General features: G+C 65.4%; 25 protein-coding genes, 3 tRNA genes and 2 pseudogenes. 16 read left to right on the forward strand and 14 right to left on the reverse strand.

What is annotated here, in order from left to right:
• Positions 1-318: 318 nt before the first annotated feature.
• On the reverse strand, positions 319-636 hold the full coding sequence (locus tag Acor_RS33440) for a DMT family transporter (RefSeq protein WP_155340776.1): 318 nt from the start codon (positions 634-636) through the stop codon (positions 319-321).
• A gap of 6 nt (positions 637-642) precedes the next feature.
• Positions 643-1,374, reverse strand: a complete 732-nt coding sequence (locus Acor_RS33445; protein ID WP_155340777.1) for an SDR family NAD(P)-dependent oxidoreductase — start codon at positions 1,372-1,374, stop codon at positions 643-645.
• A gap of 82 nt (positions 1,375-1,456) precedes the next feature.
• Between Acor_RS33445 and Acor_RS33450 the strand changes: the two genes are divergently transcribed.
• Positions 1,457-2,050, forward strand: a complete 594-nt coding sequence (locus Acor_RS33450) for a TetR/AcrR family transcriptional regulator (RefSeq protein WP_246239491.1) — start codon at positions 1,457-1,459, stop codon at positions 2,048-2,050.
• Positions 2,051-2,225: 175 nt separating this feature from the next.
• On the opposite strand, the gene Acor_RS33455 is transcribed toward Acor_RS33450, so the two are convergent.
• Both Acor_RS33455 and Acor_RS33460 read right to left on the reverse strand, forming a co-directional pair.
• The gene (locus tag Acor_RS33455; protein WP_246239492.1) at positions 2,226-3,248 is read right to left on the reverse strand and encodes a zinc-dependent alcohol dehydrogenase family protein; all 1,023 of its coding nucleotides are present in this window, start codon (positions 3,246-3,248) and stop codon (positions 2,226-2,228) included.
• A 124-nt stretch (positions 3,249-3,372) separates the two neighbouring features.
• Complete coding sequence (locus tag Acor_RS33460; protein ID WP_174876233.1) at positions 3,373-3,840, reverse strand: GNAT family N-acetyltransferase; 468 nt, start codon at positions 3,838-3,840, stop codon at positions 3,373-3,375.
• Positions 3,841-3,963: 123 nt separating this feature from the next.
• On the opposite strand from Acor_RS33460, the gene Acor_RS33465 reads away from it, so the two are divergent.
• The 4 genes from Acor_RS33465 to Acor_RS33480 all read left to right on the forward strand — a co-directional run bounded on the left by Acor_RS33465 (position 3,964) and on the right by Acor_RS33480 (position 5,901).
• Positions 3,964-4,039 (forward strand) — tRNA-Pro (locus Acor_RS33465).
• 11 nt (positions 4,040-4,050) lie between these two features.
• A tRNA-Tyr gene (locus Acor_RS33470) sits at positions 4,051-4,129 on the forward strand.
• A gap of 163 nt (positions 4,130-4,292) precedes the next feature.
• Positions 4,293-5,024 carry a DUF7873 family protein gene (locus Acor_RS33475; RefSeq protein ID WP_155340779.1) on the forward strand — a complete coding sequence of 244 codons (732 nt, stop codon included), beginning with the start codon at positions 4,293-4,295 and terminating at the stop codon, positions 5,022-5,024.
• A gap of 421 nt (positions 5,025-5,445) precedes the next feature.
• On the forward strand, positions 5,446-5,901 hold the full coding sequence (locus Acor_RS33480) for a MaoC family dehydratase (protein WP_155340780.1): 456 nt from the start codon (positions 5,446-5,448) through the stop codon (positions 5,899-5,901).
• On the opposite strand, the pseudogene Acor_RS33485 reads toward Acor_RS33480, so the two are convergent.
• Together Acor_RS33485 and Acor_RS33490 are read right to left on the reverse strand one after the other, a co-directional pair.
• Positions 5,886-6,496, reverse strand: a pseudogene (locus Acor_RS33485) (response regulator). The gene Acor_RS33480 and the pseudogene Acor_RS33485 sit on opposite strands and share 16 nt — an antisense overlap.
• Positions 6,493-7,308, reverse strand: a complete 816-nt coding sequence (locus Acor_RS33490) for a sensor histidine kinase (protein WP_246239493.1) — start codon at positions 7,306-7,308, stop codon at positions 6,493-6,495. The pseudogene Acor_RS33485 and the gene Acor_RS33490 overlap by 4 nt, the downstream one beginning before the upstream one ends.
• A gap of 429 nt (positions 7,309-7,737) precedes the next feature.
• Here Acor_RS33490 and Acor_RS33495 point away from each other — a divergent pair, with 429 nt between their 5' ends.
• Positions 7,738-8,013: a hypothetical protein gene (locus Acor_RS33495; RefSeq protein WP_155340781.1), complete on the forward strand. Its 276-nt coding sequence runs from the start codon at positions 7,738-7,740 to the stop codon at positions 8,011-8,013.
• A gap of 22 nt (positions 8,014-8,035) precedes the next feature.
• On the opposite strand, the gene Acor_RS33500 is transcribed toward Acor_RS33495, so the two are convergent.
• Positions 8,036-8,563: a sensor histidine kinase gene (locus Acor_RS33500; RefSeq protein ID WP_155340782.1), complete on the reverse strand. Its 528-nt coding sequence runs from the start codon at positions 8,561-8,563 to the stop codon at positions 8,036-8,038.
• A gap of 503 nt (positions 8,564-9,066) precedes the next feature.
• Here Acor_RS33500 and Acor_RS33505 point away from each other — a divergent pair.
• A tRNA-Arg gene (locus Acor_RS33505) sits at positions 9,067-9,139 on the forward strand.
• Between the two features lie 192 nt (positions 9,140-9,331).
• Here Acor_RS33505 and Acor_RS33510 read toward each other — a convergent pair.
• The gene (locus tag Acor_RS33510; RefSeq protein ID WP_170317202.1) at positions 9,332-10,438 is read right to left on the reverse strand and encodes a tyrosine-type recombinase/integrase; all 1,107 of its coding nucleotides are present in this window, start codon (positions 10,436-10,438) and stop codon (positions 9,332-9,334) included.
• Between the two features lie 247 nt (positions 10,439-10,685).
• Between Acor_RS33510 and Acor_RS33515 the strand changes: the two genes are divergently transcribed.
• Positions 10,686-11,057, forward strand: coding sequence for a hypothetical protein (locus Acor_RS33515; protein WP_155340784.1), 372 nt, complete (start codon positions 10,686-10,688; stop codon positions 11,055-11,057).
• Positions 11,058-11,459: 402 nt separating this feature from the next.
• Here Acor_RS33515 and Acor_RS33520 read toward each other — a convergent pair whose 3' ends face one another.
• The 3 genes and pseudogenes from Acor_RS33520 to Acor_RS44940 form a co-directional block, all read right to left on the reverse strand.
• On the reverse strand, positions 11,460-12,191 hold the full coding sequence (locus tag Acor_RS33520) for a hypothetical protein (protein ID WP_155340785.1): 732 nt from the start codon (positions 12,189-12,191) through the stop codon (positions 11,460-11,462).
• Between the two features lie 3 nt (positions 12,192-12,194).
• Positions 12,195-12,554 carry a hypothetical protein gene (locus Acor_RS46480; protein ID WP_155340786.1) on the reverse strand — a complete coding sequence of 120 codons (360 nt, stop codon included), beginning with the start codon at positions 12,552-12,554 and terminating at the stop codon, positions 12,195-12,197.
• A gap of 151 nt (positions 12,555-12,705) precedes the next feature.
• Positions 12,706-12,846 (reverse strand): annotated as a pseudogene (locus Acor_RS44940) (daunorubicin/doxorubicin resistance ABC transporter ATP-binding protein DrrA); the annotation flags it as partial.
• A gap of 209 nt (positions 12,847-13,055) precedes the next feature.
• Here Acor_RS44940 and Acor_RS33535 point away from each other — a divergent pair.
• The 3 genes from Acor_RS33535 (at position 13,056) to Acor_RS33545 (ending at position 15,970) form a co-directional block, all read left to right on the forward strand.
• A complete protein-coding gene (locus Acor_RS33535) occupies positions 13,056-13,559 on the forward strand; it encodes a SigE family RNA polymerase sigma factor (protein WP_155340787.1) in 504 nt (167 codons plus the stop codon).
• A 4-nt stretch (positions 13,560-13,563) separates the two neighbouring features.
• Positions 13,564-14,565 carry a hypothetical protein gene (locus Acor_RS33540; protein WP_155340788.1) on the forward strand — a complete coding sequence of 334 codons (1,002 nt, stop codon included), beginning with the start codon at positions 13,564-13,566 and terminating at the stop codon, positions 14,563-14,565.
• Between the two features lie 1,021 nt (positions 14,566-15,586).
• Positions 15,587-15,970 carry an SSI family serine proteinase inhibitor gene (locus tag Acor_RS33545; RefSeq protein ID WP_170317203.1) on the forward strand — a complete coding sequence of 128 codons (384 nt, stop codon included), beginning with the start codon at positions 15,587-15,589 and terminating at the stop codon, positions 15,968-15,970.
• A gap of 145 nt (positions 15,971-16,115) precedes the next feature.
• Here Acor_RS33545 and Acor_RS33550 read toward each other — a convergent pair whose 3' ends face one another.
• The gene (locus Acor_RS33550) at positions 16,116-16,532 is read right to left on the reverse strand and encodes a M15 family metallopeptidase (protein WP_246239495.1); all 417 of its coding nucleotides are present in this window, start codon (positions 16,530-16,532) and stop codon (positions 16,116-16,118) included.
• A gap of 267 nt (positions 16,533-16,799) precedes the next feature.
• On the opposite strand from Acor_RS33550, the gene Acor_RS33555 reads away from it, so the two are divergent.
• Both Acor_RS33555 and Acor_RS33560 read left to right on the forward strand, forming a co-directional pair.
• A complete protein-coding gene (locus tag Acor_RS33555; protein WP_155340791.1) occupies positions 16,800-17,495 on the forward strand; it encodes a response regulator transcription factor in 696 nt (231 codons plus the stop codon).
• A 55-nt stretch (positions 17,496-17,550) separates the two neighbouring features.
• Positions 17,551-18,576, forward strand: a complete 1,026-nt coding sequence (locus tag Acor_RS33560) for a sensor histidine kinase (protein WP_281353288.1) — start codon at positions 17,551-17,553, stop codon at positions 18,574-18,576.
• Between the two features lie 152 nt (positions 18,577-18,728).
• Here the strand turns inward: Acor_RS33560 and tnpA are convergent, their stop codons facing one another.
• Positions 18,729-19,157: an IS200/IS605 family transposase gene (tnpA, locus tag Acor_RS33565; protein WP_155340793.1), complete on the reverse strand. Its 429-nt coding sequence runs from the start codon at positions 19,155-19,157 to the stop codon at positions 18,729-18,731.
• A 43-nt stretch (positions 19,158-19,200) separates the two neighbouring features.
• Between tnpA and Acor_RS33570 the strand changes: the two genes are divergently transcribed.
• Both Acor_RS33570 and Acor_RS33575 read left to right on the forward strand, forming a co-directional pair.
• Positions 19,201-20,325: an RNA-guided endonuclease InsQ/TnpB family protein gene (locus Acor_RS33570; protein WP_308805703.1), complete on the forward strand. Its 1,125-nt coding sequence runs from the start codon at positions 19,201-19,203 to the stop codon at positions 20,323-20,325.
• 400 nt (positions 20,326-20,725) lie between these two features.
• Positions 20,726-22,243 (forward strand): hypothetical protein, encoded by a 1,518-nt coding sequence (locus Acor_RS33575; protein WP_155340795.1) that lies wholly within the window; start codon positions 20,726-20,728, stop codon positions 22,241-22,243.
• A gap of 9 nt (positions 22,244-22,252) precedes the next feature.
• Here Acor_RS33575 and Acor_RS33580 read toward each other — a convergent pair whose 3' ends face one another.
• A complete protein-coding gene (locus Acor_RS33580; protein WP_155340796.1) occupies positions 22,253-22,714 on the reverse strand; it encodes a PPOX class F420-dependent oxidoreductase in 462 nt (153 codons plus the stop codon).
• A gap of 152 nt (positions 22,715-22,866) precedes the next feature.
• Between Acor_RS33580 and Acor_RS33585 the strand changes: the two genes are divergently transcribed.
• Complete coding sequence (locus tag Acor_RS33585; protein ID WP_155340797.1) at positions 22,867-23,211, forward strand: VOC family protein; 345 nt, start codon at positions 22,867-22,869, stop codon at positions 23,209-23,211.
• Positions 23,212-23,337: the final 126 nt, after the last annotated feature.

Genomic DNA, 23,337 nt, shown 5'->3' on the forward strand with positions numbered 1-23,337 from the left:
CCCCCGTGAATGGACACCCGACAGGAAGTTCGCTTTGGCGCGACAACTTGGAAGAGGGAGCCCGAAGAAAACAATGTGGCGGCGGGTTTATTGTTCCAGGAATCGGATCGTAAACCTTTCTCGCATAAGGTTACGGCCCCGGAACGTTTAAGATACGCCCGTATGGGCCGAGTGAACGAGCAGGCGGCGGGCATCGTTGCGGTACGCCCTCAGGCATTGGCCCTTCCCGCCCCCACATGTCGCGAGGTCTCCGAAGGCCGCCATCGACACTGCCGGGGACGGTGACCCCCAGGAGCAGCAGACCCTCAAATCACGCCCTCAGCCGTCAAGGAACTTCAGGCCGACCACGCCGACCAGAATGAGCATCAGGCAGGCCAAGCGAGCGGGTGCGGCGCTTTCGCCCAGGGCGACGATTCCCATGACGGCGACCCCGACCGCGCCGAGCCCGACCCAGACGGCGTAGCCCGTACCCAGTGGCAGGGTCTTGAGCGCGAAAGTGAGCAGGACGAAACTCAAGGCCGCCGCCGTCACCCCGATGACCGTTGGCCATAGCCGCGTGAACCCGGCAGAGCGCTCAAGCGCGGTGGCCCAGACGACCTCCAGCATGGCCGCCACAACGAGCAAAACCCAAGCCACGGCGGGTCAGGCCGTGGTGCCCGCGTCGACGGCGATGGCAGAGCCGGTGATGTTCGCACCGCCCTCGCCCGCCAGGTGGGAGATAGTCGCGGCGATGTCCTCGGGCTGGCAGTACCTGTCCAGCGCGGTGAAACGCCGCTCATCCTCCGCGTCCGGACCATCGGCCGGGTTCATCTCGGTGTCGGTCGAACCGGGATGAACGAGATTGGCCGTGATACCGCGCGGCCCCAGATCCCGCGCGAGCCCCTTGGTCAATCCGATCAGCGCCGACTTGCTCATCGCGTAGAGAGTCCACCCCGGGTACGGCACCCGCACAGCAAGGCTGCTACCGACACAGATGATCCTGCCCCCCACCCCCATATACCGCGCAGCCGCCTGGGCCAGGACAAACGAGGCACGGGCGTGAATCGCCAGACATCGGTCGACCTCGGCGAGCGTCACCTCATCAAGCGGCCCGTACGGCGCGATGCCGGCGTTGCTGACCAGAATGTCGATCCGCCCGAACTCGGCGACCGTACGCTCGACCGCCGCCACCAACATGCCTGCGTCGGATGCCTCCGCCTCCACGGCCAGCCCCCGCGCCCCAGCTGCGGCCATCTCCTTCACCACCGCCGCCGCTCGATCCGCCGAGCGCGCGTACGTGATCACGACGTCAGCGCCGTCGGCGGCGAGCCGGACGGCGGTGGCGGCGCCGATCCCACGGCTTCCTCCGGTGACGAGTGCGACCTTGCGTGTCATAGCAACCTCCTATACGGAATCAATTCCGTTTCAAGTTAATCGGAATCGATTCCGCTTGCAAGGCCTCCAGTAGCCTGTGACGGTGAACCTCGTCACAAATCCGCGGCAGGAGCGGGTCGACGCGGCGCGCAACCGGGCGAAGATCCTCGCCGCCGCCGCCGAGATCGTCGCCTCCCACGGCGTCGAGGGCCTGGCGATGGCCGACGTCGCCGCGGCCGCGGGAGTCGGTGTCGGCACCCTGTACCGCCGGTTCGGTGATCGCTCCGGGCTGGCCTACGCGCTCATCGACGAGCGAGAGCGGGAGTTCCAGGCAGCGTTCATCGCTGGACCGCCCCCACTCGGCCCCGGCGCCGACGCGCCCGTCCGCATCCGCGCCTTCCTGAACGCCGCAGTCGACAGAACCGTGGAGCAACTCGACCTGCTGCTGATGGCCGAAACGGCGGCTCCACTGGCCCGGTTCGGCGGTGCGTACGACGCCTACCACGCGCACCTGTCGATGCTCATCGCCCAAGCCAGACCCGACGCCGACGCCTACGTCCTGGCCGACGCGCTGCTGGCCACACTGGCCGCCCCACTCCTCGCCCACCGCCTGCGCGACTGCGGTGTGACAGCGGACCGGATCAAGGCAGGTCTGGGAGATCTGTTCAACCTTGCTGGCCAACGCCGTGTCCAATAACGTTCACCGGCTCGGAGCGCCGCGATCGGGGAGCCACTTTGACCCGGCGAGCTCGTGGTCACCGCTCTTGCCACCATGCAGATGACTGCCACGCCACCTGGCCGAGCGGGCTGCGCGGCGTCGTTGAGGAGACGGTCCACTCAGCTGGCCGCGGTTACCCTGTGGCATGGTCAGTTCAGCCACCCATGATCAGGACTGCCGCGCCGTTGACGCGATCGGCGGCGAGATCGCTGAGAGCGTCGGATGCGTCGGCGAAGTCGTACGGGACGGTCGAGACCTGGAGGGCGTTGTCTGCGGCGAATGCCAGAAATGCGCGCCCGTCCTCGCGGGTATTGGCCGTGACACTTCGTAGCACACGCTCCTGAAAGAGATGCCGTTCGTAGTCGAGGCTGGGGATGTCGGTGAGATGGATGCCCGCGACGGCGAGCGTTCCACCACGATCCAGCGCCCGAAGCGCGACCGGCACAAGCTCACCCACCGGAGCGAAGAGAATGGCCGAATCGAGCGGCTCGGGTGGTTCGTCGTAGGCGCCTCGTGCGGAAGCCGCCCCCAGCCCCAGAGCGAGTTCGCGCGCTTTCTCCGACCTTGTCAGCACATGTACGGCAGCGCCTTGGGCGATAGCCACCTGCGCGGTGAGGTGCGCCGACGCGCCGAACCCGTAGATACCGAGCCGGCCACCGGGCGGAAGGTTGGCCTGCACCAGCGAGCGATATCCGATGATCCCCGCGCAGAGCAGCGGAGCCAGCTTCTCCGCCGGATGGTCCTCCGGCAACGGATAGACATAGGCCTCGGGTGCCACGAGGTACTCGGCATACCCGCCATCCGCATCCCACCCGGTATACGTGGAATACGGACAGAGGTTCTCCGCCCCGCGCAAGCAATACCGGCATTCGCCGCAGGTTGACCGCAGCCACGCCACCCCCACCCGGGTGCCGACCGCCAACCCGCCATCCCGGACGCCCCCGACAACGCGACCGACCGCTTCATGCCCGGGGACGGTACGCGGACGTCGGGGCTTCAGGTCCCCTTCGGTAAGATGCAGGTCGGTACGGCACACCGCACACACCTCTACCTTGATCAGGACTTCCCCAGGACCAGGCTCGAGGACCGGAACCCGCACATACCGCAGCGGCCCAGTGGCCATCGGCCCCGGCCGGTCGACGACCCAAGCGTTCATCTCATCCGGAATCGGCACCATGCCTCCGACGATATGAGGATGGCGCGGATCGTTCGTCAGCGCAGCATCCCTCTTCCACCAACGTTCTCTCAGCGTCGGCTGCGTGGTCGCGACCAGCGACGGTTCGCCTCACGACAATGAGCAATCAGTCGCTCTCAGCGTCGGACAGGACGAGCATGATGTGCTCGTCCTGGCCATGCATGACCGTTCCGCTCGGCCGGAACCCACACCTCTCCAGCAGACGCACCGAACCGGCATTGCCGGAGAAGGGGTCGGCGAAGAGGGGGCGAGTCTTTTCTCGTTCGAGGAACAGACCTAAGGCTCTGGTGCCGACGCCGCGCCCCCAGAACTCGCGCCCGAACCAGTAGCCGATAAAACGTCTACCCTCCTCCCACCAGGCAACGATGTTGCCGGCGGCCACGCCGTCGACCGTGACCGTCTGCACGAAGACCGTGGGATCACCCAAGATCCTCGTCCGCCAATGGTTCATGAAATAGTCCCGTTCCCGGGGAACGAATCTTGATCGCCGGGTCGCCTCGGGGTCGTGTTCCTGGGCGTAGAACAGCTCCAGGTCGGCCTCTTCGACATCCCTCAACTGCACCTCGTCACTCATGGCGACGACTCTGCCACACGGCACCGACAGAATCCTGAGCCACCGCCCGGCAGGCATAATTCGGAAAAACCAGATGAACTACCGGAAGGCGCCTTGTTACCGTTCTAATGCCGGAACGGTAAACCGGGTGTGGGGCAGTTTGGTCAGCCCGCCTGCGTTGGGAGCAGGAGTATCGCAGGTTCGAATCCTGCCGCCTGGACGCGGTATCCCGCAGGAGCTGAGCATTGGTGAGCTCATTCGGTTGTAACCCGGACGCATTGCTGTGATGGTTCGAATCCATCCTCCTGCACTCTCCAGAAAGAGCCACTTCGCACCGCAATGCGAGGCCGAGCGGTTCTGTCGGTGGCGGCTGATAGGAAATACCTGCAGCCCAGCGAGGAGCCCGAGATCCGGGTATCCCCCCTTCAGATATTGAGGTGTGACATGTCGTCATTTACCGATACGGTCATACCGTGACCAAGCTCAACCAGATCCTCGCCGTAGAGAAGGGCGTCAAATCCGACGTCCAGCGTAAGGTTGCGGACGCGCACAGCCTGATCAACAAGGCTCCGCTGCTGTCCGGCATCTCCCGGACGTACCAGCCGATCGATGATGAGGGTGAGCAGCTGCCGCCCGAGTCGACGCGGGTGCAGGTGCAGGCCGAGCAGGTGCTCAAGGATGTGACCGTGGCGCTGACCCGGCTCCTGGACGTCACCGCGACCAAGGACGTCGCGAACTGCTCGGCGAAGGCCGATGTGAAGATCGACGGGGTCGTGCTGGTGCCCGAGGTGCCGGTGACGTACCTGCTGTTTCTGGAGAAGCAGCTCGTCGACCTGCACAATTTCATTTCGCGGCTGCCCACGCTGGACCCGTCCGAGAGCTGGACGCGCGACGAGAACACCGATTCCTGGCGCACCGAGCCGGTGAAGACCACGCGAACCAAGAAGGTGCCGCGCAACCACGTCCTGGTGGCCGCGACGGACAAACACCCGGCGCAGGTGCAGGTGTACAACGAGGACATCATCGTCGGTTACTGGACCAAGGTCGGTTTCTCCGGTTCGGTGCCGCAGCGTCGGGTGAACGAACTGCTGGCCCGGGTCGTCAAACTGCAGGAAGCCGTCAAGTATGCCCGCGAGGAGGCGAACGGCACCGAGATCGTCGACCAGCGGGTCGGTGAGGCGGTGTTCTCCTACCTTCTCGGGTAGTACGTCATAGACCCCCGCTCGTGAGAGCGGGTGCGCGAGGAGCGCAAGCTGAAAATGAAGCTCGAAACTGAACACGGTGAAAAGTTCGGGTTCGATTCCCGACTCCGGTACCGCATACCGGAGTAGCCCAATGGTAGAGGCCGCCGTTCAAACTCAGACTCTCGCTCCAGATTCAGTATTCTCCGTCGGACGCCAGAACAATCGAATGCTGACAGAGATAGTCGGGGTGCGGGTTCGATTCCCGCGGGGTGCTCCACGTGCACCCCTAGCTCAATAGGAAGAGCACGACCTACTTATGACTGACCAGCATTCTTAAACGAGCTGACGTCCCATGTGACGGAACTGGACCCCCAGGGCCAGGGAAGGTCCTGGGGGTCGCCGTCCCTAGCCGGAGGCGTACCAACAGAATAAAGTTCGACGTATGCGGATATTTGCTGATCTCGGCGAGCTGGCGGCTGCGCAGGGTGATCATCTGGGCCACACCGAGTGGCGGGTGGTCACGCAGGAGCAGGTCAACCTGTTCGCGGACGCCACCGGGGACCACCAGTGGATCCACGTAGATGTGGACAAGGCGGCCCAAGGCCCGTTCGGCCGGACCATCGCGCACGGGTACCTCTCGCTGTCGATGCTGCCCTCGTTCATGCAGGAACTGGTACGAGTCGACGGCATCCGGATGGGCATCAACTACGGGCTCAACAAGGTACGGTTCCCGACTCCGGTTCCGGTGGGGTCGCGCGTACGAGCAAGTGGTGAAATTGCCGAAATTACTGCCACGGCGAATGGGACGTTGGTCAACCTCAAGCTCACCATCGAGGTCGAAGGTGTGGCGAAGCCGGCCTGTGTCGCTGAGACGCTGTCGCTCTACATACCCGCATAGAACGCCGCTGCCTGCGCCCGGCTCTGCAACCCGAGTTTCGCGAGCACGCGGCTGACGTGCGTCTTCGCCGTCGGTTCGGCGATGTCTAGTTCGCGGGCTATCTCCGCGTTCGACAGCCCCGACCGAGACACCCGAGGACCTCCCGTTCGCGCGCCGTGAGCCCTTCGGGTTCCGGGGCCGTACGCGTCTGGGCGAACGCGGAGATAAGCTGCCGGGTGACCGACGGCGAGATGAGGCCGTCACCACGCGCGACCAGTCGCACGGCCTGGACCAGGGTGTCCGCATCGATGTTCTTCAGCAGAAAGCCCGCAGCCCCCGCCCGGAGAGCGCCGAAAACATACTCGTCCTGGTCGAACGTGGTTAGAACGATCACATCCGCGACGCCGTTCAGCTCGGCCGTGGCCGCGATCCCGTCCAGGCGCGGCATACGAATATCCATAAGCACAACATCTGGCCGCATTTCCATGGCCAGCTCCACCGCGGCACGCCCATCCGCGGCCTCCCCGACCACCTCGATATCGGGAGCCCCACCCAGGATCAGCAGCACCCCAGCGCGCACGGCCGCGTGATCATCCGCGACCAGCACCCTGATCATGACATCTCCCCCTGAATGGGGAGCTCAGCGCGAACCCGCCAGCCATGCCGGTACGGCCCTGCCTCGAATGTCCCTCCGACGAGCGCGACGCGTTCCCGCATCCCGACCAGCCCCGCGCCCGCCCCCGGCAGCGCCGGCGGCTGATCGCCAACCGGATTGTCGATGGTTACTCTGACCGCATTCGCCAGGTAGTCGACGGCGATGGCGGCAGCGGTCGTTCCGTGCTTGAGGGCATTCGTCAGGGATTCCTGAAGGATCCGATAGGCGGCGAGATCGACAGCGGCAGGCAGATCGTACGGCGACCCGCTGATCGCAAGAGTGGCCTGAAGCCCTGATCGTTCGACGAGGTCCCCTGCGTCAGCAAGCCTGCGCCGGGTCGGTTCGTCCTCATCTGTCGTCTCAGCCCGAAGCAGCCCGATCATGGTGCGCATCTCCGCCATGCCCTGAACGCTGTTCTCCCGGATCGATTCCACGATCGCCTGTACGGCCTGTGGCTCCAGATCCGACCGAGAAAGCACTCCCGCGGACTGGATGGCGATCGCACTGAAGTGGTTGGTGACCAGATCATGGAGCTCCCTGGCCATCCGCGTACGCTCAGCGGTGATCGCCGTCCGGCGGTCGAGCTCAGCCAGCCGCGCGATCTGCTCCGCCCTGGCGCGCTCGGCCTCGGCCTGGTCCCGGTGCTGCCGGACGATGACCGCCGTGATCACCGGAATGATTCCGACGAGCGCGGCCTGGACCCCCACCGGCAGGATCGCCCGCCAATCCCCAACGACATATCCGGCAGCAGCGCCGATAACAAGGGTGCCCACCGGGGGTTATCCGGAGCAGGGCACGAGTCAGCGGCGCAGGGCCGTACAGGGCGGCGGCATAGATGTTGTCGGTAAATATCAGGACCGTGCCCAGCGAGGGACCAAGCAGGACGTCCCCCAACAAGCCAATCGTTCCCAGGACGAGGGTGAGGATCGGCGCACGCCTGCGGATGGCGACCCCGACGCAAGTGATCGCGAGCGGCGCAATGAGCAGGATGGGCGGAGTTGCCCGAGGGATGTACACGCCCGCGGCGAGCAGGACCAGGCCGCCGACGAAGAGCACGCCGGCCATCCAGGTGTCCTGCCGACCGGGAGCCATGCCCCCATCTCATCATCCGGCGTACATCGAAGGATGTATCCCGGTTCGTTCCCGCTGACGAGGAATGCGAGGCGTCCGGCATCGACGATGGGATCAAGGAGGTGTTCGGCGTGCTGGCACTGATCATCGCGTGCGAGATCGGCTTCTGGGTGTTCCTCGGGCTCGGCTTGGCGGCCAGGTACGGCCTGCGGCTGCCGCGCGTGAGCGCCATCCTGCTGCTGTGCGTGCCACTGATCGACGTGGTGCTACTGGTGGCAGCCGTGATCGACATGCGTTCCGGCGCTGCGGCGACCTGGCAACACGGTCTCGCCGCGGCGTACATCGCGTATTCCGTGCTCGGCGCCCTGAGAGTCCCACTGATCGCCGCGATCTGGCACACCCTGTGACCGAAGAAGGAAAAGGACCAGGTCACGACGGAGTGAGCTCGGTAGGCAGGTACGCGTGAACCCGCCAGCCCCCCCGATAAGGCCCCGACTGCACCGTCCCGCCCAACGGAGTCGCCCGCTCGCGCATCCGCTTCACCCCAGAATGTCGCGTCGGCTTCCCCCCAACCGGGCTGTCCACAGTGAGCGTGATCGCGCCCACCTGATAGCTGATGGTCACCGTCGCCGCGTTCGTCCTGTGCTCCAGCGCATTGGTCAGTGCCTCCTGAACAATGCGATACCCGGCCAGATCCACACTGCGCGGCAACTTCCTCGGCGCCCCCGACACATGCAGCCGCGCCGCCAACCCCAACTGCCGCGACCGCTGAAGCAAGATCACCGCATCATCGAGCCCACGCCCATCGGCTCCCAGCGCCCCCTCGACCTGCTCGGCCAGCATGCGCTCGTTCTCGATGTCCACCTTCCGCCGCCGTACGGACTGCATGACGATCAGCACCACGAGAAGACACGCGGCCGTCACGACGATGCCTAGGTTCATCAGCATCAGCCCCATCTGGTGAGGTATAGGCGGATATATCCCTTTTTATGGCCCTCGCGATTGCGCTCCACGCCCACAGCCAGAGAACTTTGACCCTTCTTGGCAGGGGGCACGAACCCTCATCCCCCACCCGCCCCACCCCCAAAGCCAAGGAATGACCACAACCCTCGACGCCCCTGGCACCCTCGACTCCGTCATGCCCTGAAAATCCGGGGCATCCGCGGCAGATTCGAACGAGCGCTACGCTATGATCGGCGACCCGCTCGCCCCCACCCCGAACCACGAGAGTGGTCGCATCCCCAAGCCACCCGTGATCACCTCTCGACGACATGCCGGATGCAGGCCCACGACTCCGCCCCAGCCGGCCCTTCCCCTGATCAACCCCCAGCCGTCGATCTCCAAGAAGATCCACAACCTGACGCCAGGACGGCGTGGCCCACGGGATAATTGGCTCGATCAGCCATGTCCGGCTGGTACAGTTGGATCCGTTGCCAGCGACAAGTCACGGCAACAAACAAGCGGCCGTAGCTCAATGGATAGAGCATCTGACTACGGATCAGAAGGTTGGGGGTTCGAGTCCTCCCGGCCGCGCAAGGCAGAGCCCAGGTCATCACTGCGATGACCTGGGCTTTCTTCATTCCGAAGATCCTCCCCGTGCCCGGCGGTGTTCGGAGATGATCTAGCGTAGTCGGCTGATCATTCCCAATGTGTTCCCACGCTGTCGGGCGCAGACTGGCCGTCGACGAGTCCCGTCTCCCGTGGTGCGGGGCCGCCCGCGGAGGGTCATGGCGAGCCTGTAGTCCCCGCCTCTGGAGAGCGCGAGAACTCGCCATACAGGGCGCTGTCGATGCGGCGCATGGCGATCTGGTCGTGACCGACGAGGCACTTCTCGTATGTCCGGTGGAGAACTTCCACGCTGTTGCCCGCCCACTCGGCAACCTGTTTCGGGGAAACGCCAGCGTTGAGCCATGTGGACAAGCAGGCATGGCGTAGGTCGTAAGGGCGCCGGGCGATTGGAGAAGCAGCATCTTCAGTGCTTAGCGCCTCTACTCGTGCCTTAGCCCAGATTTGCTTGATGGTGCTGGTCGAAAGCATGCCCCCGAACCGCCCACGAAAGATCAGGCCGTCAGGTCCCGCCCCGTGTTCCTTGAGGTGGTTACGCAGAATGGCAACCAACTCGGGAGGACAGGGTACGGGGCGTCCGTGGCCCTGGGGCCGGTGCTTGAGGCCGCGTAGGTCGCGCTGCTCGCCGGTGCCTGTCCATTCCTTCCCCGCGTCCGGTGCGGCTTGGGTGAGATAGAGCTCCCCCCAGGCGTCGTCGGTATCGGGCAAGGTGAGGTCCCCTTCTTTCAGGTTGACCGCTTCCTCGGGGCGAAGGCCAGCGAAATAGAGGCCAGCGAAATAGAGGCCAGCGAAATAGAGGGTTGCGAAGAACGGCATCAGCAATGGGCCGCTGGGCTTCTGGGCCTCCACCGCGCCGAGTAGTCGTCGGGCCTGTTCGGGGTTGACGACTGACTTGCGGTCCACGTGATGGGTCGGCGTGGACACTTTCCATTTCAAGCTCGGAATGGGGTTGGTATCGAGGAGGCCGAGTTCGACGGCGTGGGTCAGCGCGTTGGAGAGGATGACGCGATGCCACCGGTTGGTGCTGGCGGCGACGCGCATACCGTCGAGCCGGGTAGTCGCGGCGTTCATCAACTTACGTGTCACGGTTGCATCGGAGAGCGCGGATACGGGTCGGCTGTGGCGTGAGACCCATCGAAGGATCTCTTCCACCTCGGCCGGAGCGGAGTCACGTTCTCTGGTGTTGAATCCCCACCGTCGAAGTGCGGTCCTCACCGCCTTGTCGTCATGAGGGCAGTTCTTGTCGAGCATGGCTTTGGATGCCATGGACAAGGCGTAGGCGATACCGGCCCGGTGTTTGCTCCTGCGGTCATGTAAGAGTCCGCGCCGGATCGGTCCTAGGGCGATGAAGCGCGTGCTACCAGGGTCTATACCTGGCATATACCGACGTGTCCGATACTCAACCCGGCGCCACGATCTTCGGTTTTACCGGGGCGCCGCAGACCAACAGTGGTCCGGGGATGCGACTAAAGACCGCATTATCACCCCAGAAGACCCTCTATGGAGGAAACACATGCGAAAGCAAACCAAAGCGCTGCTCATCGGGGCGACCACGTGCGCTGTGCTGTTCGCCGCGGCACCGGCCGAAGCCGCGTCGTCCACGTGCCATCTGGGAACCTTCAACACCAGCTGTACGAGCGGCATCATCAACGCCTACCCGGGAGGCAACTGGGTCGACATCCACATCACCTCTTACACCGCTAACACGGTGAAGTACCAGGTCGTGGACGTGGACACCGGGGTTACCGTGGCGTCAGGACAGACGTCGGGCGGGAATGGTGTCAATCGGACTATCGGGGGACTGGTCGGCCGCTATCGGCTGAAGATGCAGAAGCAAATACTCGGGGCCGGCGCCGACGGCGTGATCGAGAACGAGTTGCCATAACGTCGATCCCAGATGACACCCGTCGTCTGACGATTCGTTCTTTCGGCGTGATGCAACTCGGACAGTAAGGATATCCTCGGCGATATCGACACACTGGTGTAGACATATGGACGCACCGAAACGCGGGTTCGTCCGGAGGGGGCCGCTGCCTAAAGCGGATCTTTACCGGACGAACCTGCGGGTTCGGGGGTGGTGAGCGGTACGGACGAGGCTCGGCTAAAGGGCTTGGTCCGCACCGCGGCCGTGATGTCGGTTCCTACCGTCAGGTTCTCCGGGGGGCGGCACCGAGCCCGGAGAGCAACAGTGAAAGGCCCACAGGCGCGGCTCCCGGCGTCCGACCAAGCACGGCCTCAACGACCAGGGGCACCTGGCCCGGTGTCGAGCACCAGGCCGACCACGTGTTCACGGACGTACTCCAAGCTGTCGAGATCTTGCAGTAAAGGGAACGAGGGCGGCGGCTCGCCGTGACAGCAACGTCGGCGTTCGACCCGCCCCTGACCACATCACCTGAACAGCCAAAACGCCCCGAGCATCCGTGCTTCGGGGCGTTTTGGTCTCCAGTGGCAGCAACGTCCTAAGGACCTTCGTCATGCATCTCCTGGGCGATCGCGACGCCGGTTCCAAAGTGAATGCGTAGGTCAAGGGTTCAATTGCCTTAGCCCGCCTGGAAGCGCAGATCGCTCTTCCCGCGCTGTTCGACCGCTTCCCCAGCCTCGCCCTCGCCGAGCCCGCAGGCCAGCTCCGACCGCTTGAGTCCTTCATCTCCAATGGCACCGCGCCAATGCGCTCCAGGACGCTGTCGCGCCCCTCTTGAAGTGCTGCTTCGTCGGCCTTAGAGAGCCCTCGCAAGCCGAACAGCTTGTCGTAGGAGAAGTGAGAGTGGGTGCCCTCTTCGTCGTCCAAGACGACTAGGATGTTGGGGAATTCGGTGCCTTTCACGCCCTGCTGGGTGGAGTACGACGACTCATCGCCTACATAGTTGAAGTAGCCGGGTAGTTCGTGGATGTCGCAAGCCATGAAGGCACTGAGCGCCTGCCCATCATTGTCGGGGACGAGGGTGCTGCCATAGTTGCTGCTGGCGGCCAGATGATCAACCCACCGCTTGTCCAATTCGACGAGGCCGTAGTTCGACACGATTCACAGGGCTTTCCCGACCGATCCTGGACCTCCTTTGGTTATGACGCTTGCAAGCTCGATGAGGCCTTGCTTGAGCGAGCTGAGGATGGTGGCCAGATTTTCGCTGGCACGGATGCCCTGGAGGAGGGGCGAGTGGGCGCGGAGCAGGGTCATGGCGTCGGATGAGTTTGCTCGGTTCTTACCGGAGTGGTACGGCCGGTCGGCGGCCACTCGGTCGATCGGGATGAGGGTCCCGTCCAGTACGACGAAGGCGTAGTCGGGGCGTTCGGCTGCCCATAATGCCTGGTCCAGGCTCGGGGAGCGACGGGCGAGCAGCGTGATCGCCTCGCGGACATAGCGCCAGGCGGTGGTCGTGCCCACGCCGAATCCGGCCTCCGCCTCGGTAGGGTTTCGCCTTTGCGCAGGTGGACCAGCACGAGCAGGGCCTGCCGGCCGGCGTTCCGCCTCGGACCGCTGCCGTCCCGCCGGCCTCGGTGACGATCGCGGCCACCACCTTGATCACCACGACCCCGTCCGCCTCGTCGAGATACTGGGTGGCGAGTAGCACGGTCGTGCCGTCGGCGACGACGTCCCGGACGAGGTCCCAGACGTCACCGCGCGAGCGCGGGTCCAGCCCGGTGGTCGGCTCGTCCAGGAATAGCACGCGCGGGCGGCTTCACCAGGCCCTCGACTTGGATCGCGTGCGTCGTCGAATTCATGCCGCCCACGCTGCTATGGAGCACTGTTACGGCTCGCTCACGGCACTGACGCGGCTTCCCGGAACCCGGTAGCCGCGCTGTCCGGCAAACCAAGCGTCCGGGCAACCTTTTCGTGTCCTGGGGGCGTACAAACGGGTGACTGTCGCTTGAGGGGGGCTTGTTGATGGCGGATCGATCGGAGTACGACGCGTTTGTCGCCGCCGCGTGGACGCGGTTGCTCCGTACCGCCTACCTGCTGACCAGAGACTGGGGGGCAGCCGAGGACTTGGTGCAGACGGCGCTGTTGAAGACGTGGCTGGCCTGGCCGCGCATGGGCGACGAGCGGGAGGCGTACGTCCGCAAGATCATGGTGAATGTGCACGTGTCGTGGTGGCGGCGGCGGTGGAGATGGGCGGAGGTCACGACCGGATCGCCGCCCGCCCGGACGCAGGAGGCCGACCGCATGGAGCAGGCCGACGAGCGGGAACTCCTCTGGCAGGCGCTGGGGCGGCTGCCCGTCCGGCAGCGAGCCGTCGTGGTGTTGCGCTACTTCGAGGACATGACCGAGGCCCAGGCCGCCCAGACGCTGGGGTGCAGTGTGGGGACGGTCAAGAGCCAGACCAGCAAGGCGCTGGCCAAACTGCGCGTAGACGACTCGTTCGCATCAACGTCCATGAGTTGGGGGTAGGCGCATGCCCATCAACCGGCGAGATCTCCATGACCTTCTGGACGAGCGCAGCCGTCACGCGTTCGAGCGCCCGATCCCGTGGGAGCCGCTGCGGGCACGGGTGCGTGCCGCCCGCCGTCGCCGTCTCGCCGTCGTCGCGGGCGTCGTGGCGGTCGTGGCGTCGGCGAGCATGCTGAGCTTGCGCGGGCCTGAGAAAGGCGACCAGACGATCACCGCGTCCGCCGGCGGCCCGATCCCGGCTCAGTTGGAGGAAGCGGACGGGACGGTCTACCGCAGGGTCGCCACGGCGACGCTCGACGCCTCGCGCGAGAAGACGGTGACGTTCGACGTGGAAGTGCGCGGCAGGCCGCTGGCCATTCTCCCGAATTGCCCGACGAAGTCGATGTTCATGATGCCGGACGTCACCGTACGGGTTCCGGGCGTCGCCACAGTGTTCACCCTGTCGCCTCTCCCGTTCCTGTCGGACGCGTGCGAAACGAACAGGCCGGTCGACGTGATGCCGCTCCCGGCCGGGACGCGACGGGCAAGGTTCACCGTCAAAGCGCCCAAGGGGTTCGAGGACGTGCGCCTGCAGAAGTGGCGGTTCGGCGTCTATGAATGGACGCCACCCGCCACGATGAAGGCTGCGTCGCCACCGGCCGAGCCACCTGCGGGCTTCGGGGGATACACCCTGATCACGAAGAAGAGCATCACCTGGCCGGCCGTACGCGAATTGACGGTCACCGTTCCGAACGAAGGCCGGTCGATGGCGTTCCTGACGTACTGCGGAGGCGACGTCGCCGGCCGCCTGGCTCAAGAGGTCCGGGTGAACGGCCGCCTGATCAAGAGTTCCATCGTCTGCTCCGCCTCGCCCGCCGATCGCGGGATCGTCTTCACCACCTTGGGCGGGCCGCGGCCGCGGAGCCAGAAGACGGTGACCATCCAGGTCCGGCTGGTGGCGAAGGTCCCCGACCACCAGCACCGTCCGGGGGCGCTGACAGTGGCCGTCTATGACGAGCCCGGGTGACGGCGCTTACGCGCGCTCCTGGTTACTTCGCACTCGGTGCACAGACCTGAGCGAGGGCCTCGTAGTCGTCTGCGGGCCTTCACGAATCGCACTGACCTGGCGGGAGTGTGGGATCCGAAGGTCCCTCCCCTGATTGCGACTGATCGTTTTCCGACGGGTCGTCGCGATCACGCGACGGGCGAAGGGTCAGATGATCAGGCTGAGTGCGGCCTCGCACCGGGCGGCCGGCGTCGAACGGTGGCCGGGGGTCGTACTCGATCGCGAGCTGCACGGTGCGAGCCGTCTCCTCATGCGTCTCGGTCGGTTCACCCATGTCTATTGGCTGGGCCCCGGCATGTTCCCAATGCATTCCCACAAGCACCACGGCAGGCTAGAAGCCGAGCTGTTTCTGCAGTTCAGAGGCATAGGCGCCGCCAATCGATGCTTTTCCTACGGATCAGAAGGTTGGGGGTTCGAGTCCTCCCGGCCGCGCAGCAGGTCAAAGGCCCATTGCGATCATTGCAGTGGGCCTTTTTGATCTCTGTACAGCAACGCGATCTACCCCCGGTGAATCCGGTAGAACTGCCACCCGACCGTCAACCTTCCTGACCCGCTTGCAGTCAACGCTGGGCAGCTGTTCGATCTGGTCCTGGTGGACCTGCCTCCACCTCATCGCGATGGCGTCGTGGTCCTTGCGCGTCACCTCCAGGACGGCCTCCGGAAATAGAGCCACCAGCCGTCATCGCGACGCACTCACAGGATCGCGCGGGCCAGGCCGCCGCCGATGATCCGGAAGAGTGGCCCGTCCGGCACCGAGTTGAGCGGAGGGAACTGCTCCGGCAACTCCTCCAGTGTCTCGAACATATGTTCGATAGTCTGCCCGAGTCGCCCCGCGTGGGTGAGCGCGCAGGAGTAAGACTGCGAAACATACACAGGGCTACGACCCGTACGCTGCGACTTCGTCAACGGTCGCGGCGGTGGGCTTGACGGGGCGGACGGGCCGCGCATGCATAGATGGCACCCACCCATTCCAGGAGCCGTGATGAAGATCGTAAGGATCGTCGCGCTGGCGCTGACCGCCGCGCTGTTCTCCGCTCCCCTCACCGCCTCCCCGGCCGCCGCGTCCGCCGGAGCCAACTACCAGCTCACCCTCGTACGCAACGGGATTCCCAAGACCGCCACGCTCACCTGCGCACCCGACGGGGGGACACACCCGAACCCAGCGGCCGCCTGCGCCCGGCTGGCACCGGCGCTGGGGAATCCCGCGTCGATCCAGCCCAAGCAGGGTGTGATGTGCATCGCCCTGTACGACCCGGTGACGGCCACGGCGACGGGCGTATGGTTCGGCCGCCCGATCTCCTACACCCGAACTTTCACCAACACCTGCTGGCTCTCCGTGGCCACTTGGGAGGTGTTCGCCTTCTAACTCGGCGCTGGTACGGATGCCCCGTCGGCGCGAGGTCGACGGGGGCCAGCGCCTCCGGCACGCGGCCGCTCATCCCCCGATTCTCGTGGCAAACCTAGCCACGCCGTCGGCACCTGCGTCATCGTCTGTCCTAACTCACTGCCGGTCACTGCTGCATCCTCGGGTCCTGGGTGGGGTCGGCGTACATGCGAGGGCAACCACGATCGATCGCCTCAGTGCGCAGTTCGTAGTGCCAGGGTTCGTTCCGGTAGATCTGGCACAGCCCGTACTCGGCGCCGTGCTCGGACAGCCACGCCGTGGCATCGTAGCGCCCGATGTCGATCGCGTCCCCCGACACGTGCCGAGACGTCTCCGGGGTGGCCACCCATCGGGCGGCTTCCGCTGCCGAGCCATATGTCGAGACCGCCTCACGAAGGAGCTGATTCTGGCGCTCAGGGGAACGCCAGCCGCTGTTGACGTAGAACGTGACCTGGTCCTCGGCGGCATCCGTCGCCGCTTCACGCAGGGCTTGGAGTAGAGCGGGGTCGAGGTTGGCCACACCGGGATACTCGTCCTCGAACACCGTCGCACCGTCAGGGACGGCGCCATCAGCCTCGCCACGTACACCAGCGGCCGGGGAAGGCGAGTAATTCGGCACCTGGTCGGCGCAGGCTGCGCTGATCATTGCTAGGACGACACTCAAAGCGAGGAACCGGCGAATCCGGCGGCGCGATATTCGTGCCGCCGGTGGGATTGGGGGCATAGCGCCAGTCAAGGCAGCGTGGTGTTGCCAGCGCGTATGCGGTTTTCAATACGCTGACGATATGCGCCCGCTCGTAGCATCAAGAGCGTGCGCGTGCTGATCGTCGAGGACGAACCTTATCTGGCGGAAGCCATCCGCGATGGTCTCCGCCTGGACGCGATCGCCGCCGACATCGCAGGTGACGGCGACACTGCTCTGAAACTGCTGGGCATCAACATTTACGACATCGCCGTCCTTGACCGCGACGTTCCTGGACCGTCCGGTGACGAGATCGCCAAACGCGTCGTCGCCTCCGGCAGCGGCATGCCGATCCTCATGCTCACCGCTGCCGACCGGCTCGACGACAAAGCCTCCGGGTTCGAGCTCGGCGCCGACGACTACCTCACCAAGCCTTTCGAACTCCGGGAGCTCGTCCTCAGGCTCAGAGCACTCGACCGCAGACGTGCCCACAACAGGCCGCCTGTGCGAGAGATCGCCGGTCTGCGGCTGGACCCGTTCCGCAGAGAGGTCTACCGGGACGGCCGCTATGTCGCGTTGACCAGGAAGCAGTTCGCCGTGCTCGAAGTCCTCGTCGCGGCCGAAGGCGGTGTCGTCAGCGCCGAGGAACTTCTGGAGCGGGCGTGGGATGAGAACGCCGACCCGTTCACCAACGCCGTGCGCATCACGGTTTCGGCACTGCGCAAGCGTCTCGGCGAACCCTGGCTCATCGCCACCGTTCCCGGCGTCGGCTACCGCATCGACACGCGACCAGAGGCCGGACATGAGGGAGGAGACCGTGGATAGAGCGCCCGGGTTGAGCGTTCGCCTCAAACTCACCCTCAGCTACGCCGGATTCCTCATGCTCGCCGGCGCCCTGCCGCTCGCGGCGGTGTGGATCTTCATCCTGCGCCACCTGCCCGACTACACGAGTGTCCCCGGGGGAGTGCTGAGCCGCACGACCCTCCTGCGCGACTTCGCGTCGGCCGCGGGCGCGGTGCTGCTCTTGCTGCTGATGTTCGGCCTCGCGGGAGGGTGGATCCTCGCCGGCCGGATGCTCGCCCCGCTGACCCGCATCGCCGACGCCACGCGGCTGGCCACGACCGGATCACTCTCCCACCGAATCCGGCTACCGGGCCGCAGAGACGAGTTTCGCGAACTCGCCGACGTCTTCGACGGCATGCTTGAACGGCTCGAAGCACACGTCGCCGAACAGCAGAGATTCGCAGCCAACGCCTCTCACGAACTGCGCACCCCGCTCGCGATCTCGAAGGCACTTCTCGACGTGGCCCGCACCGATCCGCACCGCGACATCGGCGAACTCGTCGACCGCCTCCACGCCGTCAACACCCGAGCCATCGACCTCACCGAAGCATTGCTCCTGCTCAGCCGCGCCGAGCAGCGGTCCTTCACCCGGGAACACGTCGACCTGTCCCTCGTGGCGGAAGAAGCCACAGAAACACTCCTCCCCCTCGCGGAAAAGCATGGCGTCACCATCGAGACCTGCGGCGACATCACCCCCACGATCGGATCGCAAACGCTCCTGCTGCAGCTGACCATGAACCTGGTGCAGAACGCGATCGTCCACAACCTGTCCGAACAGGGCACCGTTTGGGTCAATACCAGCGTCCGCCCCAAGACCGTGGTGCTCGCTGTCGAAAACACCGGCGAGACGCTCACCCCGCGGCTGGTCTCGACACTCACCGAACCGTTCCAGCGTGGCACCGAGCGGATACACACCGACCACGCGGGCGTCGGCCTCGGCCTGGCAATTGTCAAGACCATCACCCACGCACATGACGGAACACTCACCCTCACCCCGCGCTCTGCCGGCGGGATCCGCATCACTGTGGAACTACCCGCGACAGCCCCGCACACCGGCAGGTGAAGAATCAGGGGAAAGGCCCCGCCTGCTGTCTCCTCGAAAGCGAGCAAGTTCCAGCGAGATCTACCCCGGGCGTTTACGCCCGGGAGGAAGCGACAGCGCGGGAGGGCCTTCAGGCCCGAGCGGTGCCGTGACAGGTAGTCCGCGTGAGTAGCTCAGCCGGGCCGTTTCTGGTTCTCGATGTACTCCTTGATGATGGAGAGTGGGGCTCCGCCGCAGGAGGCGGCGAAGTAGGACGGGGACCAGAAGTGGTCGCCCCACAGGTCCTTGCTGATGTGGGCCGGGTACTGCTTGCGCAGGAGTCGGGCCGAGACGCCCTTGAGGGAGCCGACCAAGCTGGACAGGGCGACTTTGGGCGGGTAGCGGACCAAGAGGTGGACGTGGTCGGGTTCGCCGTTGAACTCCACCAGTTCCGCGCCGAAGTTGTCACACACCTCGATCATGATGGCTTCGCAGCGGGTCAGGATCTCCTCGGTGAACACTCCACGTCGAGACCTCGGGATGAAGACCAAGTGAGCGTGGAGGCTATGGACAACACTTCTACCCCGGCGGGTGTCGGGGTCAGGCTCCCAGCGCGGTGACATAGGCCAAATGGTAGTGTGTTCGATTGTGAAGTTGGTGGTGCGGGTGAAGCTCCTGCCAACGCCCGAGCAGGCGGCGGCACTACAGGCAACCCTGCGCATGGTCAACCAGGCCGCCAACCACGTGTCGAAGGTCGCGTTCGAACGGAACACGCGCCGCCACTACGACCTGAGGAAACTCACCTACGCCAACGTGCGGGAGGAGTTCGCTCTCGCGGCGCAGGCCGCCCAGCACGCGATCAAGAAGGTAGCCGACGCCTACACCTCCCTGAGAAGCAACATCCGCGCGGGGAACCTGGGCCCGGAAGGCTCGCCCCGCCGGGCCAAAGCCGAATCCAAACCGATCACCTTCGGTCCCGACGCCGCCAAGCCCTACGACGACCGGTGCCTGAGCTGGAACCACGACGCCCGCACGCTGTCGATCTGGACCACGGCCGGCCGACTCAGGAACATGGCCTTCACCGGCTCTCCCGATCAGCTGAAGATGCTCACCGCGCACCGCAAAGGCGAATCCGACCTGATCCACCGCGACGGCATGTGGTTTCTGTACGCCACCTGCGACCTGCCCGACGTCCAGGTCCTCGACCCGGTCGGATTCGTGTGCGTCGACCTGGGCATCGCCAACTTCGCGACCACCTCCGATGGCACGCTCTACGCCGGGAAGACCCTCAACGCGGTCCGCCACCGGCACCGGGAGCTACGCCGCCGGTTGCAGGCCAGGAACACCAAGTCCGCGAAACGACTCCTCAAACGGCGTTTCCGCAAAGAGGCCCGCTTCGCCGCCGACGCCAACCACGTCATCAGCAAACGCATCGTGACCGAGGCGAAACGCACCGGGCGCGGCATCTCACTGGAAGACCTGAGTGGAATCCGTGACCGGGTACGGCTCCGCAAGCCCCAGCGGGTCACCCTGCACTCGTGGAGTTTCCACCAGCTGGGAAGCTTCATCGCCTACAAGGCGGCCGGCCAGGGCGTTCCCCTGGTGTACGTCGATTCGGCCTGCACCAGCCGGGAATGCTCGACCTGCGGGCATGTGGACAAGAAGAACCGGCCGGACCAGGCCACCTTCTCCTGCACCTCGTGCGGCTTCGCTGAGCACGCCGACGTCAACGCGGCCCGCAACATCGCCTCACGCGGTGCCACGGGCTGGGCAGTGAGTCACGCTGCCTGACGCGGCCCGAACCGTCGACGCCATCGACGGTCAGGAGCTGCAAGCTCGGTCGTTTACGGCCGAGAAGCTGACTGAAGACGGCATCGGGTGGTACGCCATCGACTTCTTCGACCTTGCGCGTCGTCCCATCCGGTGACGTATCCGGCTTCAAACCGGCATTCTCGGATTCCGGCAATTCACCTGGACCAGCTCCGGAATGCCCGCTGGGCCCGCACGGGAGCATTGCGTAGTCGTACTACGATCATGCCTCATTGTGCGCATATACCGTTTGGCGGCTTCTGCCTACTTAGTCATCACCCTCGGTTCGATCATCCTCAGCCTGGTGATGGGCACGGCGACACCCGCCTGGTTGGTCACCATGTGGTACCCGCCCAGCGAGATCACCGGGAAGTCCCCGCTGGTGCCGGTGCTGGGTGGTCTGCTGCTGCTTGGGCTGGTGAACTCGTGGATGCTGTGGCAGGTTCTGCGGGGACCCGCGCCCACGGCCGTGCCGATGAGCCGGGCGGCCAGGTGGCTACGGCTGCTGCTGTACGCCGACGTAGTGTGGCTGCTGATCCCCTCACTCCTCCCAGGCCTGGTCGAAACGGTCATCGGGCTGGCGCTCTGGGTGCCCGCGCTCGTGTTGTTCACGATGGTGTTCACCGGGTCAGGCTGGCCCTTCCGACTGGCTCTGCTCCTGCTCGGACTGATGGAACCGGTCAGATCGCTCGTGTACGACCTGGCGGACGATTCAGTGTTCCGGCTCTTCATGAGTCCGGCCTATCAAGTGACTGTCATGGCCGCAGGAGTGGCCTCGTTCGTCGCGATAGTGATGCTCCTGCTCGCTCAGCGGCGCGACGGGCGCTGGAGCCGGATGACCCTCCTCATCGGGCTGGGCATATTCGCGAGCGCGTTCCTGGTGGAGTTGGTGGATGGCCTGACCCGCGGCAGCACGATCGAGTCGATCGCCGAGGCGATGGATGTGCTCTACATCGTCTGGCTGGCCCGTACGGCGCATGAACTGAACCGCGAGCCGAAGCAGAACGCGCCACTGCGCGTGCCCACAGCGGTCGCCGCTGCTGCCACGGTTCTCCCGCTGATGGTCATCGGAGCCGAAGGCCGTCCACATCTCACCTACACCTGGCAGAGCGATGAGCCCACCGAATGTTGGACGTGGTGGAAACCGCCACGTGTCGCGGATGTCCCGGCCAACAAGCGCGATTGGGCCTACGTGTGCAGCGTGAGCAAGCCTTCTCGGCATGTCTCGGACCAGGAACTGCTCGGCAAGGGCTGGAATGCGTGCGCCAGGTTCGCAGCCGGGGAGCCGGTCAGGGCTCGGCCTGCGCTGCTCGCGCTGCTCTGCCCGGAGGTGATTGGACGGAAATATCCGGATCTGTTGCTGTCATCCGCTCAGATCGCCCAGCAAGAGGCAGAGAAGGAGAACATCCAGCGCGAACGGTTGAGGCGCGAGGCGCGCAAGGAGGACGCACTGTGCCGCGACCCGTGGCCCGCGCTACGCACCCGGTTCCAGGCGACCGCGTCCTATTACGACTGGGACACCCAGCCCTACGGCATCTACGACGCGGAAGCGGACACCGAGGAAGACGCCGAGAAGATCTGGGACGCGAAACAGGTCGACACCCTGGCAACCAGCGGTCAGCTGGCCCTGATCTACACACCCAGCCAGGACTGGGCGACCTGCGTCACGGCGAAGGCGCTGAACTCGGCCCCGCCACCCCTGCGACGAAAAGGGTGGGACGAGGTGGTCGAGGCCGACATCATCAGCGAATCGGGCCGCCTGGTGATGGAGACGTTGTCGGCGAGCAAGGTGCGCTTCCCCAACCTCGCGCGCAACGGCCCTGGCCGCTACCGCCTGCGCCTGTATACACGTCCAGGCGTGGATCTCGTCCTCATCTATCCGGCGAGGAGGGCGGCTTAAGCGCCATCTTCAGGCGAGGCGAGCGGGGAAGCCGCCGGTGGCGATCGGGCCCCAGCGGGTGGGGGTGACGCGCAGCAGCGACTTGCCCTGGCGTGTCATGGCCGCACGGTATTCGTCCCAGTCGGGATGCTCGCCCGAGATCGAGCGGTAATAGTCCACCAGGGGTTCGAGCGCCTCCGGCAGATCGAGCACCTCCGCGGTGCCGTCCACCTGCACCCAAGCGCCGTCGAAGTCGTCCGACAACACCATGACGCTGACCTGTTCGTCGCGCCGGGCGTTGTGGGTCTTGGCCCGCTCGGGGTAGGTCGAGATCACGATCCTGCCGTCGTCGTCGACCCCGCAGGTCACCGGCGACGCCTGCGGCCGTCCGTCCCGCCGGGCCGTGATGACGATCGCCCGGTGCCGTACGCGCAGGAAATCGAGCAGTTGCTCACGGGTGACGGTGTCCGACGTCGCGATCTTTGGGCTCATTCGGCCAACTCTAGGACCTCGGGAAACAGGTGACCAGACCGGTCAGGAATCGAGAAGCGCAGGTCACAGGCCCGCAACTAGCCTGACTGTCATGACCGACGGCAATCTCCGTCCGTCTTCAAGCTCGACAATCCGCAATCTCAGGAGTGCCCATGACCACCCAGGGAATCAAGACCGTCCTGCATCCCGTCTCCGACCTGGCCGCCGCCAAAGCGGTGTACGCCGCTCTGCTCGGCGTCCAGCCGGTGGCCGACTCGTCCTACTATGTCGGTTTCGAGGCCGAGGGTCAGCACATCGGGCTGGTGCCGGGCGGTGGACCGCAGGGCATGACCTCGCCGGTGGCGTACTGGCACGTGGCCGACATCGAGGCGAAGCTGGCCGAGGTGACCGCCGCGGGCGCCACCGTGAAGGAGCCCGCGCACGACGTCGGCGGCGGACGCCTGGTGGCCACCTTCACCGACCCCGACGGCAACGTCCTCGGGCTGCTCCAGGACTGAGCGCCGACCCCCGCTCCCGCCGCCGCGGGGCGGGGTGACCGCGGCCTACGCCTGGGTCGAAGGAACACGAACCAGACGTACCCTCGAATCTGGTCAAATCGAGCCAGGCGACCCCCCCCCGACCAA

Source organism: Acrocarpospora corrugata (genome assembly GCF_009687845.1).
Taxonomy (GTDB): Bacteria; Actinomycetota; Actinomycetes; order Streptosporangiales; family Streptosporangiaceae; genus Acrocarpospora; species Acrocarpospora corrugata.

Excerpts from the sequence above, each read along its gene's own strand:
- Acor_RS33545 (WP_170317203.1), top strand. The coding sequence starts at position 15,587 with ATGAAGATCGTAAGGATCGTCGCGCTGGCGCTGACCGCCGCGCTGTTC.
- Acor_RS33480 (WP_155340780.1), top strand. The coding sequence starts at position 5,446 with ATGCGGATATTTGCTGATCTCGGCGAGCTGGCGGCTGCGCAGGGTGAT.
- Acor_RS33460 (WP_174876233.1), bottom strand. The coding sequence starts at position 3,840 with ATGAGTGACGAGGTGCAGTTGAGGGATGTCGAAGAGGCCGACCTGGAG.
- Acor_RS33510 (WP_170317202.1), bottom strand. The coding sequence starts at position 10,438 with ATGGCATCCAAAGCCATGCTCGACAAGAACTGCCCTCATGACGACAAG.
- Acor_RS33540 (WP_155340788.1), top strand. The coding sequence starts at position 13,564 with ATGCCCATCAACCGGCGAGATCTCCATGACCTTCTGGACGAGCGCAGC.
- Acor_RS33500 (WP_155340782.1), bottom strand. The coding sequence starts at position 8,563 with ATGGGGCTGATGCTGATGAACCTAGGCATCGTCGTGACGGCCGCGTGT.
- Acor_RS33445 (WP_155340777.1), bottom strand. The coding sequence starts at position 1,374 with ATGACACGCAAGGTCGCACTCGTCACCGGAGGAAGCCGTGGGATCGGC.
- Acor_RS33560 (WP_281353288.1), top strand. The coding sequence starts at position 17,551 with ATGCTCGCCGGCGCCCTGCCGCTCGCGGCGGTGTGGATCTTCATCCTG.
- Acor_RS33515 (WP_155340784.1), top strand. The coding sequence starts at position 10,686 with ATGCGAAAGCAAACCAAAGCGCTGCTCATCGGGGCGACCACGTGCGCT.
- tnpA (WP_155340793.1), bottom strand. The coding sequence starts at position 19,157 with ATGTCACCGCGCTGGGAGCCTGACCCCGACACCCGCCGGGGTAGAAGT.
- Acor_RS33535 (WP_155340787.1), top strand. The coding sequence starts at position 13,056 with ATGGCGGATCGATCGGAGTACGACGCGTTTGTCGCCGCCGCGTGGACG.
- Acor_RS33585 (WP_155340797.1), top strand. The coding sequence starts at position 22,867 with ATGACCACCCAGGGAATCAAGACCGTCCTGCATCCCGTCTCCGACCTG.
- Acor_RS33580 (WP_155340796.1), bottom strand. The coding sequence starts at position 22,714 with ATGAGCCCAAAGATCGCGACGTCGGACACCGTCACCCGTGAGCAACTG.
- Acor_RS33455 (WP_246239492.1), bottom strand. The coding sequence starts at position 3,248 with ATGGTGCCGATTCCGGATGAGATGAACGCTTGGGTCGTCGACCGGCCG.